General features: G+C 47.0%; 13 protein-coding genes. 6 read left to right on the top strand and 7 right to left on the bottom strand.

The features are described 5' to 3' along the window. Positions 1-4: 4 nt before the first annotated feature. Positions 5-1462 carry an AMP-binding protein gene (locus JQX58_RS00265; protein ID WP_204144836.1) on the bottom strand — a complete coding sequence of 486 codons (1458 nt, stop codon included), beginning with the start codon at positions 1460-1462 and terminating at the stop codon, positions 5-7. After that, positions 1462-2148, bottom strand: a complete 687-nt coding sequence (locus JQX58_RS00270; protein ID WP_204144837.1) for a thermostable hemolysin — start codon at positions 2146-2148, stop codon at positions 1462-1464. Before JQX58_RS00270 ends, JQX58_RS00265 begins: the two co-directional genes overlap by 1 nt. 200 nt (positions 2149-2348) lie before the next feature. On the opposite strand from JQX58_RS00270, the gene JQX58_RS00275 reads away from it, so the two are divergent. Continuing rightward, positions 2349-3938: an ABC-F family ATPase gene (locus JQX58_RS00275; RefSeq protein WP_204144838.1), complete on the top strand. Its 1590-nt coding sequence runs from the start codon at positions 2349-2351 to the stop codon at positions 3936-3938. 50 nt (positions 3939-3988) lie between these two features. On the opposite strand, the gene JQX58_RS00280 is transcribed toward JQX58_RS00275, so the two are convergent. Continuing rightward, complete coding sequence (locus JQX58_RS00280) at positions 3989-4993, bottom strand: lipid A deacylase LpxR family protein (protein WP_204144839.1); 1005 nt, start codon at positions 4991-4993, stop codon at positions 3989-3991. Positions 4994-5450: 457 nt separating this feature from the next. Here JQX58_RS00280 and JQX58_RS15500 point away from each other — a divergent pair, with 457 nt between their 5' ends. The 4 genes from JQX58_RS15500 to JQX58_RS00300 all read left to right on the top strand — a co-directional run bounded on the left by JQX58_RS15500 (position 5451) and on the right by JQX58_RS00300 (position 9114). Continuing rightward, on the top strand, positions 5451-7316 hold the full coding sequence (locus JQX58_RS15500; protein WP_204144840.1) for a methyl-accepting chemotaxis protein: 1866 nt from the start codon (positions 5451-5453) through the stop codon (positions 7314-7316). Between the two features lie 156 nt (positions 7317-7472). Then, positions 7473-8129: an NAD(P)H-binding protein gene (locus JQX58_RS00290; RefSeq protein ID WP_204144841.1), complete on the top strand. Its 657-nt coding sequence runs from the start codon at positions 7473-7475 to the stop codon at positions 8127-8129. A gap of 83 nt (positions 8130-8212) precedes the next feature. Continuing rightward, positions 8213-8443 (top strand): DUF2789 domain-containing protein, encoded by a 231-nt coding sequence (locus JQX58_RS00295; protein WP_204144842.1) that lies wholly within the window; start codon positions 8213-8215, stop codon positions 8441-8443. Between the two features lie 221 nt (positions 8444-8664). Next, positions 8665-9114, top strand: a complete 450-nt coding sequence (locus JQX58_RS00300) for a pseudoazurin (protein WP_239090101.1) — start codon at positions 8665-8667, stop codon at positions 9112-9114. An 89-nt stretch (positions 9115-9203) separates the two neighbouring features. On the opposite strand, the gene JQX58_RS00305 is transcribed toward JQX58_RS00300, so the two are convergent. From JQX58_RS00305 to JQX58_RS00320, 4 genes are all read right to left on the bottom strand, one after another. After that, positions 9204-9791 (bottom strand): porin family protein, encoded by a 588-nt coding sequence (locus JQX58_RS00305; protein ID WP_204144843.1) that lies wholly within the window; start codon positions 9789-9791, stop codon positions 9204-9206. A gap of 235 nt (positions 9792-10026) precedes the next feature. Beyond that, entirely contained in the window at positions 10027-10653 is a 627-nt protein-coding gene (locus JQX58_RS00310) for an OmpW/AlkL family protein (protein ID WP_204144844.1), read from the bottom strand. A 248-nt stretch (positions 10654-10901) separates the two neighbouring features. Beyond that, positions 10902-13028 carry a glucans biosynthesis glucosyltransferase MdoH gene (gene mdoH / locus JQX58_RS00315; protein ID WP_239090102.1) on the bottom strand — a complete coding sequence of 709 codons (2127 nt, stop codon included), beginning with the start codon at positions 13026-13028 and terminating at the stop codon, positions 10902-10904. 14 nt (positions 13029-13042) lie between these two features. Further along, positions 13043-14623, bottom strand: coding sequence for a glucan biosynthesis protein G (locus tag JQX58_RS00320; protein WP_204144846.1), 1581 nt, complete (start codon positions 14621-14623; stop codon positions 13043-13045). Between the two features lie 300 nt (positions 14624-14923). Between JQX58_RS00320 and JQX58_RS00325 the strand changes: the two genes are divergently transcribed. Then, positions 14924-15505, top strand: coding sequence for an NnrU family protein (locus JQX58_RS00325; protein ID WP_204144847.1), 582 nt, complete (start codon positions 14924-14926; stop codon positions 15503-15505). Positions 15506-15546: the final 41 nt, after the last annotated feature.

Below are 15546 nucleotides of genomic sequence, written 5' to 3' on the forward strand. Positions count from 1 at the left end.
GCTCCTAAGCTTGCTGACAAATGGCAGGCTGATAAAGTGATTCGATAGCGCTTTGGTAGTGCGCTAAGATGTTGTTGCGAATAAGTTTTCCGGTTTGAGTAATGGCACCAGGCAGTTGTTCAAAGGGCGTCTTGGCAACCAGATAATGGTGCAACTGCGCATAATCCGGTAAATGTTGATTGAGCTTGGTAAGGACGTGCTCGATGGTGTCGGTTGCTAAAGTTGGTTGATGTGGTACGAGGATGACGCCACAGCTAGGCAACGCGTCGCCAAACACTAAGACATGACGAAACAGCTGGGTCGCCAAGAGCTCAGCTTCAATCCATTCTGGCGAAAGGTTGCGACCAAACGAATTGATAATGATGTTCTTCTGACGACCTGTAATGCTAAGCCAATCCCCCTCGAGCGAGGCTAAATCGCCTGTTGCAAACGAGGTTGGATAAAAGCTCTCAGGCTGATTTAGATACCCTAAAAATACGTTACCAGAGATGATTAGCTGCTGGTTCTCAACCCTAAGCTGATTATGTGGCAAGACCTTACCGACACACTCTAAATGCGTTGCTTTGGGCGTATTTAACGCAACCACTGAAGCGCATTCTGACAAGCCATAGCCTTGGTAAACAGGTAAGCCAAACTCATGAGCGGCGCTGAGCAATTGTGCTGATACTTTGCCACCGCCGACGGCAATAAACGTCAATGAGGTGGGGGCTTGCCAGCCTTTAGCGCACGCTGCAACCAGTACAGAAAGTAATTCTGGTACTAGAATTAAGGTGCTTGGTTGCTGGACTTGAATCAGTTGCAACAAGGCGCTTGGGTCCACCAGTCGGCTGCCGGAAAAGCCGCGTTCGCTGGCGCTGGCAAGATAAACACAACCGCCACGTAGTAAGGGCGCATAAATTCCTGCGATGTTTTCCAGCAAGGTCGCCAAAGGCAATAGGCATAAATGCTTAGGGGCATCTAACGCCACCGCATCCGCCAAAGAGCGGGCCACAGTGAGTTGATTGTCATTGCTTAAGCAAACGCCTTTTGGTGTGCCTGTGGTGCCAGAAGTAAAGGTGATTTTATGTGTCCCATGGGGGATCTGTGGCGTTCTCTTAGGGTAATGTGTTTGTGCACTGATACCGTTGAAGGGGGTAGGTCGTGTGTTGACATAGTCCTCGGGGGCCAGGCTTTGGTCCATTAATAGTACTTCAACAGCGCTGCTTGCTAAGGTGTGTTGGCGCTGCTCGACGCTAAAGAAAGCCGGTACTGGAATGCAGCAGATAGAGAGTGATTGGCAGGCCAAATCAAACAGCACCCACTCAACTTGGTTATCCATGCACAAGGCGACACGCTCAACTTGAAGGCTGGCGAGCCAATCACGGCGTGCGGCCACCGCTTCGGCCAGTTGCTTATAGGTCAACGATTGATGTTGATCAATAAGAGCGATACGAGCTGACCACGTAGAAGATTCAAACCACATTATAGGCTCCTTAGCTGTGGTAGCAGTGTTTGCGCATGGCTTTGAGCGAGTGCCAGCACGTCGTGTAAAAGGCTTTGTTGGAAAGCCACTTTGATAGAGTCTTCGATATCAAGCGCCATGACCTGCGGCTGATGTTGGTAGTAGGTGCCCCATTCGCTGGCCTGAGTGACCAGCTTTTGCGCAGAAGCTTCCCCTAAATAAACCATTGAAAAGCCCAGATGGCTCAGTAAGTCACGTACCTTTTGCGTGCCTGCAAAAATTAACTGACGCACATTGGTTAAATACAAACCGATGACGACTGTCATGATCAGAGGCAAGGTAAAGCGATGACTAAGAGAGTAGAGATTGCCCATTTCAGCAATTTGATGGCGTTCACAATGAACTCCATGCTTGGCCAAGACAGCGTTTATGTCATGGCTGAGATATTGTTCGATAAATAAAGGAGAGGTCGCTCTTCGCACCCCGACAGCAGCACGCAATTGCTTACTTTTAATGCCCAGTAACAAGGGCAGATAAGTCTCTACGTTGGCGTCATAGCAACGTGCAAAGCCGCTATGAATGAATTGTTCAAGCGTGTCGCGTGCTGAACTGTTTTCCTGTGCCATGACAAACTCAAACGCTTGTGTGGGGCCTTTTAATCGATTGGCTTTGATCGCGGGTAAGGTAACCACAGGTGACTGTTGCATGATCTGCTCCTTTATATTCATAGGATCAGACTAGAACGCGAACCTTATGGAAATCTTAAGGCTGCTTAGGTGGGCTAAAAGGATGTGAAAAGTTTTGTAATTTAGGCGTCGACCATGGACATTTCCTATACAGCCTTTATAGTACGCCCATCGTTTCATTGAGCACATTTTTGTGCCTTCTCAACTATTGGATTTCCCCCATGATCGTAGCTTCTAACGTTACCATGCAGTTTGGTAGCAAACCTCTTTTTGAAAATATCTCCGTCAAATTTGGCGATGGCAATCGCTATGGTCTGATTGGTGCCAACGGCTGTGGTAAGTCGACCTTGATGAAAATTTTGGACGGCAGTTTAACGCCAACCTCTGGTAACGTTTCAGTAACGCCAAACCAACGTGTGGGTAAACTAAACCAAGACCAGTTTGCGTTTGAAGAGTACAGCGTCATCGATGCCGTGATCATGGGCTACAAAGAGCTGTGGGAAGTAAAAAAAGAGCGTGATCGTATTTACAGCTTGCCAGAAATGAGCGAAGACGATGGCATCAAAGTCGCTGAGCTTGAAGGTGAATTTGCTGAAATGGACGGTTACAGCGCCGACAGCAAGGCGGGTGAAATCCTATTGGGTGCAGGTATTGCAGAGTCTTACCATTACGGCCCTATGAGTGAGGTGCCGCCAGGTCTTAAGCTGCGTGTGTTGCTGGCACAAGCGCTGTTTTCTAACCCAGATATTTTGTTGCTGGACGAGCCAACCAACAACTTGGATATCGACTCGATCCGTTGGCTTGAAGATTTGTTGAACCAATACGATTCAACCATGATCATCATTTCCCACGATCGTCACTTCCTAAACTCGGTCTGTACGCATATGGCAGATATCGACTATGGGGAATTGCGCGTTTATCCAGGCAACTACGATAACTTTATGCTGGCATCGGCTCAAGCACGCGAATCCATGATGGCGTCGAATGCGAAAAAGTCGGCACAGATTGCTGAGTTGAAGCAGTTTGTCGCACGTTTCTCTGCCAATGCTTCGAAAGCAAAACAGGCCACCTCACGTGCACGCCAGTTAGAAAAAATTGAGCTGGATGACATCAAACCTTCGAGCCGTCAGAACCCATTTATTCGCTTTAATCAAACCAAAAAACTGCATCGTCAGGCGTTGATCCTAGAGCAAGTGGGCCACGGTTTTGATGACGGTAAGTTATTTAGCGATGCGAGTCTGATTCTGGAAGCGGGCGCGCGTCTTGCTGTATTAGGTGAAAACGGTGTCGGTAAAACTACCTTCCTACGTTGCTTAGTCGGAGAGCTGGAAGCCCAAGAAGGGGTAATCAAGTGGTCAGAAAATGCAAGCTTAGGCTACTGTCCGCAAGACAGCAATGATCTGTTCGATAACGATCTGAATTTGTTCGATTGGATGACGCAATGGCGTAAAGATGGCGACGATGACCAATCAGTGCGTGCGGCATTGGGTCGTATGCTGTTCTCAGCGGATGATTTTAAAAAGAAAGCCAAAGTGTGTTCTGGTGGTGAAAAGAACCGCCTCATCTTCGGTAAGCTGATCATGCAAGAAACGAACGTCTTGATTATGGATGAGCCGACTAACCACTTGGATATGGAGTCGATTGAATCGTTAAACATGGCGCTTGAAATGTACCCAGGTACATTGATTTTCGTGAGTCACGATCGCGAGTTTGTATCATCGCTGGCGACTGAAATCTTGCATATTAAGAATCGTAAAGTGGAACATTTCCAAGGTACTTACGACGAGTTCTTAGCGTCGCGCGAACTTTAAAAAGTACTTAGGCGTTCCCTAAATATTGGGGAACGCCTTACTTGCTTAGATTAGATATCAAAAGCAAGCGTTAAGGTGCCGTATTGTGTGCGGTTTTGGTATTGCTCAGAATGATGTGGCATTAAGTCTGAATGATTGATAGCAAACGTGATCGAGCCACCGCCCCAAGAGTAGCTGGCGCCTAAATTAAGGCCGACAAAATCTCTTTCGTAGTCAGACATAGAGCGGCTGTTGCGGAAGGTGTTACCATCGGTGAAGATCTGGTTGAAGACGTACTCACCTTTAAGCTCGGCATACACATACCACTCTTTTTCGACCGCAATCGGGTTACTGGTACGAGTGCTCATTAGTAATAAGCTAGGATAAGAGTTCTCTAAGTCTCGACCATAACGCACCATCACACTCGAGTTGACTGAACTACGAAGCGTACCAGCAGAAGCATAGGCTGTGGTTAGCACATCAAAGTCATCGGCATTGGTCGCCCATTGGCGCCACACTCTGCCACGACCCACCTGAAACACTGGCTCATTATGCAGCTGGTAATCCCAACCCTTAGGATCGTCGGCGCCCATAATCTTGTGTACAGTTTTTTGCGACTGTTCGCCTAAAGCGGCTGGGCCGACAATACCGACTGTGGTGTGAACTGCATCCGCTTGATTGCCACCAACCGTAATATAGGTATTGGTAAAGGTAAGCGCTGCCGAGTAAGGCACATCATCAGGATCTGGGTTTTCAACCGTAATGTCATCAGGGGTGAACATCGACTGCCCAATGCTGTAGGCATTAATGGCACCGCCATGATTGCTTCGAGGCATCGACCACATTAGCGGCGTCACCCAAAAGGTTTCTTCAGGTGTGGCTTCGTCTGGATTATTAGGGTTGAGACCGCCGTATTCGTAAAGCGCTAAACTCACACCATTGGTGTAGCCTGTGTCTTCCCCGACAAAGCTATCGTTATCCAAGGTGCCGGAGATGGAATAGTTGTAGTCATCAGCGTGTACTGTGCAACTAAGTGCTGCAAAGAGAGCAACTCCAACAGAATAAAGCGGTTTCATAAATACCCCTTATGAATAGGATTAAATTAACCAAAATTTTATATTAATTTATCGCGCGCAAAGCATAGCTACTAAGAATTATGGTGATTAGTTTTTGACACAAGAGGCTTTTCATACATCCTTTTAGCCAATAGTCATAAATTATGGTTTAAGTGACTAGAGGGATGTCGGTTTAAATACGCAATTATTTCACAAAAATGCTTTCTATTTGCGCGCAAGGCATCACAAATGCGCCAAACCTTCTGCGCATCCTTGTACGATGAAACGGCTCACGTATATTTACCGTAGGAGCAGAGCTCAATAAGCAGTCCTTATTATTTCCAATTTCTCTGTAACAAAACTGTCACCAAACCGTAATAACGTTGAGGCGCTAAGGAGCTGTTGCAAGCTTAAGGCAAGCTCTTCGTCTGTATATCGCAATATCAGAGAAATGGTTTTTTCTCAAATAGGTAGTCTCGTGCAAATCAAGCAAAAACTTTTTTTAAACACCAGTGTGGTCGTGGTTTCCATGTTGGTTCTTGTGGTCGCTTTTTTCTTAGCTGAAGAAAAGCTAAAAGATCTTATTGATGGCAAAGAGCGTGCTCAGCAGCAAGAAGTTGAAATGTTGTTGTTACGTCGACATGAAAAAGACTTTTTAGCACGTCAAGATATGAAATACGTGCAGCGCTTTAATCAAGTAGCAGAGCGTATCATCAGCCAACAACAACAGCTGGATGAATTGTTTGATAAAAATGGCATGAATACGCAGAGTTTTGCAGGTTTAGGGGCTCTGTTTGCTGACTACCGCCAAGACTTCTCACAATTAGTGAGTGCCAAGCAAGCCATGGGACTCACTCAAAATGAAGGGCTAGAAGGTCAATTACGTAGCGCAGTGCATGACATCGAAAGCTCACTTGAGCGCTTAGATAAGGACGCGCTGTTAGTCTTAATGCTGCAGCTGCGTCGTCATGAGAAAGATTTTATGCTGCGCTTGGACATGAAATATCCACAACGCTTCAACACTACCTTGGCTGAATTAAAGCAAGGCATTGATAGCGCATCAGATATCTCAGCAACCGAGCGTACTAATCTGCTCGCGCTAGCGGATAGATATCAGCAACGCTTTGCTGCGTTTGTGATGCAGCAGCAGCGCATCGGTTTGGACAGTGAGCAAGGTATTTTGGGTGAGATGCGTACTACCATCCACAAGACAGAAACGCGCCTGACAGCCATGGCGCAAGCTATGGAAACCCAAACTAATACACTGTTAAAGCGTATGGAGTGGATTCTGACGACGCTGTTTATCGCCGTGGTAGTGTTGTCGGTTGTCATTGCTTGGCGCATTGCTGCCTCAATCAATCGCCCGTTGGCGTTGATTCACAAGGCCATGGTCAAAATCGATCAAACCCACGACTTGAGTATGCGTGTGGCTTACGATGGCAAGGATGAAATCGGGGATGTATCGCGCAGCATCAATCAAATGCTGACAGGTTTTCAAGCGGTGGTACGTTCAGTGAATGACACGGTCATTAACATGAATCAGCAAACCGACAACTTATCACAGACGGCTGCACGCACGGCCAATGATGCTGAGCGTCAACGCGATGAAACCGATATGGTCGCTACCTCGGTGACCGAAATGGTCGGTACCATCGAAGACATCTCGCAAAACATGGAAGCGGCGGTAGGCAAGACTCAAACCGCGCAAAGCAGTGCCAGTGAAGGCCAAGCCAAAGTCAGTTCGGCGATTGAGCGGGTAAATGGGTTGTCGCAGCGCTTACAGAGTTCTATGTCGACGGCAGACCAGTTAGCAAAAGAAAGTCAAAGCATTGGCTCCGTTTTAAGTGTGATCCAAGAAATTGCTGAGCAAACCAATTTGTTGGCGCTCAATGCTGCCATAGAAGCAGCGCGAGCGGGCGAACAGGGCCGCGGTTTTGCCGTAGTGGCTGATGAAGTACGGGCACTGGCCAGTCGTACCCATGATGCGACCGTAGAAGTGTCTGATATTATTGAGTCGCTGCAAAATCGCTCCAAGAGCATTGTGCAGATTATGCAAGAGTGCAGTGAAGAAGGGCTAACCAGCCGTGACGAAGCGTCTATGATCGGTGATGTATTGACTAATATTACCCGTGAAGTAGACGAAATTGCCGACATGGCGCATTCGGTGGCATCCGCCATTGGCCAGCAATCTATTGCAGCCAATGAAATCAGTCGAAATGTTGAAGTGATCCGTGAGATTACCACAGATACCAGTGAAGCGGTCCGACTCAACTCGCAAGCCAGTGATGATATTTCTGTGCAGGCCCATCAGCTCGAAGATGTGGTCTCCAAATTTAGACTTTAAACAATTACACGGCATACCAATCAAAGCCAAGCGATGTTCGCTTGGCTTTTTTTTGGGCGGGCGTTCTTCATATTGTTTTAGTTTTTTTTGCGCAAGCATGGCTTCAGAACCTGTTTTAATGAAATGGAATTCATTCAAGTGATTAAGGAGCAGTTCATGTCAAACGTATTTATCGTCGGCGCGACAGGTGGAGTAGGGAAACGTCTAAGTCCAATGTTGGTCGCATCGGGCCATAAAGTTACAGGACTGTGTCGTGATCAAAAACATGCTGATTGGTACGCTCAAAATCAAGTCGAACGTGTTGATGGCGATATAGCAAAAATGTCTGTTGCGGAGCTCACAGAAGCACTTGAAGGTCATGATACTGTTGTCTTTTCTGCTGGTGCGTCCGGCGCAGGCAAAGAAGTAACCGATGCAGTGGACGGGGATGGACCGCTAAAATTGATAGAAGCGATGAAGCAGCAGGGTATTGACCGCTTTTACTTAGTTTCAGCTATTCCCGAAGCAGGCCGAACCAAAGGCCTTGGTGATGGCTTTGAGCACTACATGCAGGTGAAAAAGAATACCGACGCAGCCGTCGTACAAAGTGATGTAGATTGGGTGATTTTACGTCCTGGTACATTGCAAGATGAGGAAGGTGATGGTGCTGTCAGTCTAGCCAAGGCATTGCCTTACGGTCCAGTTAAGCGTGGTAATGTAGCCAAAGTGTTGTCCACGCTGATTGATACACCAGAAGTTAAGCGTGAGATTGTGGAATTGACAGACGGGGATATTCCAGTAGATGAAGCGGTCAACACTCTGGCTAAGGGCTAGTCGGCTGGCAAGAAATAGGGGCTTACTCTAAGCTAAAAGAGTCTCGCTTTTAATTGTGATTTTAATCCTTTAAGGAGAGTATTATGGACACACAAGTACACTCAATGAGCACGTTATTTGAACAGCTTGGGTTAGACAGTTCCGAGCAGGGGATCGAGCGTTTTGTGGTGTCAGCTGACCCCATTCCTAGCAGCATGGCGCTATGGGAAGCTCCTATGTGGACAGAATCTCAAGCCCGCACTTTGAAACAAATGAAAGATGAAGATGCTGACTGGGCGGTGATCGTTGACGAACTGGACGTCATGCTACGCTAAAATTTTCCAAGTCTATCTTCAAAGGCCCTACTGCCTGGCAGTGGGGCCTTTTTTGTGGGGCTGTGTTCGATAACCGGTTTAAAGGGTTAAACTTTATTCGGGACGACGTGTCTTAGTGAGCATCACGTGAATAATGCCTGCCGTGCTTTTAAAGGACGGCAGATCTGTTTGTAGGTGCCTTTGATACAAGGCACAATAATTTGGTATTGGACGAATTTTGTATGTCTATGTTTACTCGTATTTTCGCTGGGGCTTGTGTGGTTGCCAGCGCTATTTCTACCTCAGCTATGGCGAAAGACTGGCAGGTTGAGATGCTTAACTTTGGCGAGCAAGGCCCGATGGTATTTGAACCGGCTTACATTCATGCCGAGGTAGGTGACACGGTGACCTTTGTACCGACACAGCCTGGTCACTATAGTCAGTCTGATCACGTGCCAGAAGGCCAAGAGGCTTGGCAATCTAAGCTAAATCAGCCTTATACCGTTGAGTTAACTGAGCAGGGCGTAACCCTGTACCATTGTCCACCACACTTGGTCATGGGTATGGTCGGAGTCATTCAGGTGGGTGAGGCGAATAACCTTGTGGAGTTTAAGGAGGCTTATGAGGCTTTGCGTGAGCGAATCTCACTAAATCCTGAGCGCGTCGATGCGATCGTTGAGCAAGTACAATAAGACCGCTGCAGTAAGTTAAGTAAGTACATCACATAAAAAAAGCCTGCTTGGATCAAGCAGGCTTTTTAGTGTTAGGAGATAAGCTTGGTTTAGAAGCGGTACTCGACACCCACACTGGCTTGGTTGAATTTAGAATCAAATTCAGTGTCATCGATGTCTTCAGACGCTGCATCAGCATCTAGAGACGTGTCGTACCAAGTGTATTGTGCGTTCAATAGTAGTTGCTCTGATAGCTTAAAGTTCAAGCCAGCACCTGCAAACAAGGCTTCGTCGTCAGAGTCGCCGCTAAAGCCAGCTACAGAGTAGTCTGTCTCGTACCAAAGCTGACCGGCTTTGGCGAAGAATTCAATGCTTTCAGTCAACGGTAGGATACCTTTTACCGCAGCACTGTAACCGTCTGTCTCAGCACGTGCTAGACCGCTGCCGTAGCTACCAAAATCCGTGTAACCACCTTCGATGGCGAAATACTCGTTAAAGCGGTAACCCACTAGACCTTGCCAAACGTCGTTATCGTCGTCGAAGTCATTATCACCGTCATCACCATCAACCTTTAGGTAACCATAGTTACCACCGATGTATAGACCGCTGTCGTGCATGCTCATATCGTCCGCGTGAGCAACAGAGGCAAAGGCAGTTAGGGCAGCAGTGCTGGCTAGTACAGGCATTAATTTTTTCATTTTAACTACTCCTTGTGACAATCAAATGTTTACGAGATTCAGTTTCATCCGATTGTGATGGGGAGTAAAGCGTAAAACTAAGGTCTTCTTTTTTGCTGTGCTGTTTAGCCTGCATCTGTGCAACAAGCTCACGATTTGGGACGCATATAAGGGCAATCTTGACGCTTTTTTGAAGACCAAAAAAAGCCCCATTGGCGTACCAATGGGGCTTGAGCGGAGTACATAATAGAGGGTATTAGAAAGTGTAACCGATCGCTGCCATAAAGCCGATTGGGTCGATATCTAGATCGCCTGTAGATGCGCCATTAACTTCTACATCTGTATTGATATCCATGTACCAAACCGAAGCGTTCAAGAATAGATTCTCATCCACTTTGTAATCCACACCAGCTTGTGCGGCAAAGCCAAAAGAGTCATCAAGTTTTAGGTCATCATTACGACCATCGTTATTTAGATCAACAGTAAGCTTTTCTTCAAAGAAAACGGTGTAGTTCACACCTGCACCTACGTACGGGCGGAATTGGCTTTCTGAGTTACCGAAGTAGTATTGCACCATCAGTGATGGTGGTAGGTGAGAGGTTTCGCCTACGTTTGTACCACCTGCTGTAATATCGTGTGTAAACGGAGTCGCCAGCAACAGCTCAGTACCGATGTTGTCTGTGTACATGTATGTAGCAGTTAAACCAAGTTGTAGGTTGTTTTTAACATCAAGGTCTAGGCCAGCACCTGTGTTGTCATCAACACTTGGCATAACATTGATCACACCGCCACGGATAAAAGCATCACCTGCTTCGTGTGCTAGGGCAAGTGGTGCGCTGACAAGCGCAGCAGATACTAGGGCGAATTTAGCTACAGTTTTCATTGCGAGTCTCCTACTGGACATATCTTAGATGGGTCCACCATACGCTTCTGAAAATAAAAAAAATTAATCTAGATCAATTTTTGGAGCGGGCAAGCAATTTATAAGCAAATTTTATTAATCTATGTCATGAAAATGCGATTCAAAGACAAGGTCTTGCGTATGGTTAAGTGTCTATGCACGATTCATGGGCACAAAAAAAGCCGTTAATTTCAAATCAATTAACGGCTTTAAAAAAGGGATGAAAGAGGCTACGAGTAGACTTGATTGTCTGGCATAGATAAGAACTTACTCAGCTGCTGAAACAGTGAGCGGTGCTTAATAATAGCCAAGCGCTCTTTTTCATTAAGGCTGGCCAAAAGCTCATCGATGTTTTGACTGTGCTCGATCTGCCATGCGGCACAGACTTTATCTCGATCTAACTCTTTGCTCTCCTCAAGGGGTAGTTGTGCCAAATGCCACTGGTAGAATTCGACGTCGTCCACGTAGGCTTTTAAAGCGGGTGCGTCACTGTCAACAATGGCACGAGTATGTTGCTCAAGTTGATCGATTTGCTGTTCTAGAATTTGGCAAATTTTGGCAGGTTTACGCTCTTCAGGGCCTTTAAGTAAGCCAAGCTTAGAGAACAAGTTGCCACGCTTAGCGCCACCGCTTAACCAAGACAGCGGAATCGAGAAGATCAAACCGAAGGTAATAGGCAGAGACCAAAGAAACAGCTGTGGGCCTAAGAAGTAAGCGCTCACAGCCATCAAGATACCAAATAACGTATGATAAACATGCGCACGTGCGGTCTCTGACCATGCGTTGGCACCATCGTCACGGGACTGAGGTTTCCAACCACTATCGCGACCTTTAAGGACGTCCATCACCACCAAGAACTGAGAAAACATTAGAATCGGAGCATAAAGAGCCGAGACCAAGATCTCCAACAAGGTATCTAAGGTTAGCATGATGGGGCCGCCAAATCTTAGGCATTGGCGCCAATGCAACATGGCATTGAGCCAGCCATAAATTTTCGGTGCCAGGACTAATGCCATCGACAGCACAAACAGTGAGCGGGCTTTTTCGAAGTCAAACACCGGCCAATTTGGGAACAGCGATAGGTTGTTAAAATATTCTGGTCTGACAAAGTGCGCCTGAACAGCCAAGGCAAAACCGACCGCGATGAGGGCAAACCAAAATACAGCACTAAAGTAAGAAAAAATGCCCGTCATCAGGTGCATACGCGTGGCAAAGTGTAACCCTTTGGCTTTGACAAAGGCTTTGTGCTGCAAGTTACCCTGACACCAGCGGCGATCGCGTACCATCACATCAATCAACGATGGTGGCGCCTCTTCATAAGAGGCTTGCAGGTCCGTGTCAAAGCGTACGCCCCAGCCAGCACGTCTTAACAGCGCCGCTTCAATGAAGTCATGGCTCATTACATGACCACCAAACGGGGCTTTGCCTGGCAGAATCGGCAAACCACAAGATTCTGCAAAGGCTTTGGTACGAATGATAGCGTTGTGGCCCCAAAAGTTTGATGCGTTACCATGCCAAGTAGTGAGGCCAGCGGCATAGATAGGCCCAAAACATTGGTTGGCAAATTGCTGGATGCGGCTGTAAAGCGTGTCTGCTCGAATAATAGTCGGCAAGGTTTGGATTAAACCAAGGCTTGGCTCGGCGGCCATACGGCGAGACATTGACAGTAAGCATTCAGCGCTCATTAAGCTGTCGGCGTCTAACACAATCATGCACTCGTAATCGTTACCGAAGCGCGTGACCCAATCCGCGACGTTCCCCGCTTTACGTTCAGCATTGTTGAGGCGGCGGCGGTAGTAAATAGGGCAGCCTGATTCATCTTGATTAAGCAGTGGATAGAAGGTTTGCTTTTCCTTAATGCTTTCTTCTGCGCGATTAGTATCACTTAGAATAAAAAAGGCGAACTTGCCGGGTGCTTTGTCGAGCAAGTCTTGATGCATCGCTTGAATGCTGGCACGAATTCGGACCGGATCTTCGTTGTAGACTGGCAGCAAGATGGCTGTCACACCTTGCGCGTCAACTTCTTTGCGTTTGAAGTGAATGGGCGACATCTTAACAATCAGCCCTAGTGTCGCTTGAGTAAAGGCGAATGAAATCCAGGTGAAGTTAATGCAAAACAGCCCTAAAAATAACCACTGCAGATAGGTGATTTGGTTGGTGCTCAGCACCTCGTACATTTCTTTCGCACCATAGCCTGCCAGTCCTAAGGTACCGAATAGAACGAATAGTCGTGACAGCAGTGTGGTTAAGAAGAAACGCTGATTCTGCTTTTTAGCCTTTTGACGACGCTCATTGACCTCGTGTCGTGGCATCGTAAGGTGCGCTTCTTGGGGAAGCGCATAATGTTTACTGTTCATATGAGTCGATTCCATCATTCATTTAACCAGCGATATAGCCAAGTTGAGGCGAGTGGTCGGTCATCCAGTTTAAGTTGTACGCGTAGCTCCGCTGAGTCCGCATCATTTGGATTGAAGGTGACATAAGCACGTACGCCATTAGCGTATGGATTGGCGGTCACGTGAGACTCTAGGATCTCCCCTTCGCTAATACTGGCTTCTACTTGGATGTTGCTTGGGTCTGCGACATCGATGTTATTGAAGTCGATGACAACTTCGGGTTGATCATTATTAAGCTTATTGCCCTTAGCGCTGCGAACCACGTGCGGCTTGCCAGCTAGCGCAGGGGTGTCATTGGGCAGCGTTAGGCGATAAGAGTACTCAAAGGGCTGGCCTTTTTTGACCCCTTCTTTGGGCTGCCAGTAAGCGACAATATTGTCGTTGCCTTCTGAATTGGATGGGATTTCAACCAGCTCAATGTGGCCTGCGCCCCAGTCATTTAAAGGTTGAACCCACATAGAAGGACGCGTTTGGTAACTCGCTTCTAGGTCTTCATAATCATCAAACTCACGATGACGTTGGATCAAACCAAAACCTTGCGGTGACTGGTCCATGAAAGCGCTAATTTGTAGGGTTTCTGGGTTACGTAACGGACGCCAAAGCATTTCGCCGCGTCCGGTGTGAATTTGTAAACCTTCCGAATCATGTACGGCTTGACGGTAGTCTTCGGTACGTGAGTGGTTGAGTGCACCATTAAACATGTACATAGAGGTCAGAGGCGCTAAGCCAATATGCTCAATATCACGGCGAGGGAATAGTGTGGCGTCTACATCGATACGTGTTGGACTGCCAGGATAAATGCCAAAGCGGTAGGCGCCAGTGACGCTCTTACTGTCAAGCAAGGCATGAACTACAATGGCTTGCTGGCTAGCAGAAGGGCGCTCTATCCAAAAATGGCGGAACATTGGGAATTCTTCGCCCTTAGGCTGCGCTACATCCACGGCCAGGCCACGTGCTGAGGCGCCATAGGTTTGGCCCTTGGAAACCGCGCGGAAATAGCTGGCTCCCTGAAACACGATAAACTCATCTCTATAGTCGGACTTATTAATGGGATAATGTAAGCGTAGCCCAGCAAATTTGCCCACTTGGGTAATCAGCTTATCGATTTCTTCGGTAGGTGTGTGAAAGGAATCTTCATTTGCTTGGATTGGAAAAGCTTGGCCATTTTCTACGGCATCAATTTCGACCAAATCTTGGTACAAAAAGCCTGGTGCAAACAGTTGAATCGAGAATTGCGTTTGGGTATTACCCCAAACAGCTTGGTTTTGCTGAAAGTTAATTTGACGGTAGGTAGAGTAGTCAAGTTCGTTGAGCGCGGCTGGCGCTTTGCTAGGTGCCTGCATAGGTTGCTGCGCCAACTGACGGGCGAGTTCCGTCACGGTGTTTTTGGTAAAGCGATAACCTTGGTTCTCTGAACCATCTTGTTGTGGGCTTGATTGTGCTAAATTTTTAGCGGCGCTATTAGGCTCGTCAGAGGGCGCGGCGTGAGCGGCTAAGCTGAGCACCATAGAGGCTAAAACCGGAATTGCTCGATTCTTTAAAGTATTAATTTGCATAAAGTTTTTTAAGCTTCAACAGATAGTATAGAGTTAATAAAGGCGTGGATTGTAGCAAAATTACACCTTTTAGATTACCTCTAATCATAATGATTCTTGGCGATTGTTGTGTGGTTTTGCTGTCGAGAAAACGCAAAGAATGCGAAATATATAACGGTATTTATCAGTATCGGGAATGCCCCTGCATAATTGCTATTTATCAGTGTTAATTGCTTACAAAAAGTGATCTTTATGCACCATCTTGTCTTGCTGTGCTTTAATAGGGCGCAGTCAAAATAACCCTTACAAACTGGAGAAAATATGGCGTTGTTATTGGTGGGCTTGCTGTTGTTTATCGGGATTCATTCGTTGCGTTTATTTGCCAACGAGTGGCGTGAATCTATGATCGAGCAATTAGGTAAGAAGAACTGGCAGTTGCTGCATGCGGCGGTAGCCATCATTGGTCTACTTACAATCATTATGGGCTATGGCTACGCGCGTTATAGCGCTGAGTGGTTATGGTTTCCTCCTGTATGGACACGCCATTTAGCGGCGCTGTTGGTGTTGCTGGCATTTGTGTTTGTGGCCGCGGCAGCGATGCCTTATAGCAAGCTGAAATCATGGGTGAGTTATCCTATGGCGCTGGGGATTAAGCTATGGGCTTTTGCTCACCTGATCAGTAATGGTACCAGTGCCGATGTGGTTCTTTTTGGTGCATTTTTAGCATGGGCGATTTGTAATTACGCTATTTCTCGTCGTCGAGCTCGCGCCCAAGGCTTAGAATTTAGCGCGCCAAATTTTAAGTTTGATGCGCTTGCCATCATCGTTGCGTTGGCTGCCTATGCTGTATTTGTGTTGTTCTTACATGAGTTTTTGATTGGTGTGGCACCACTGCCCATGTAACCTTAGATAAAAAAGCCCCGCTTGAGTGTGTTCTCAGGCGG

This window comes from Marinomonas ostreistagni (assembly GCF_016888445.1).
Classification (GTDB): domain Bacteria; phylum Pseudomonadota; class Gammaproteobacteria; order Pseudomonadales; family Marinomonadaceae; genus Marinomonas; species Marinomonas ostreistagni.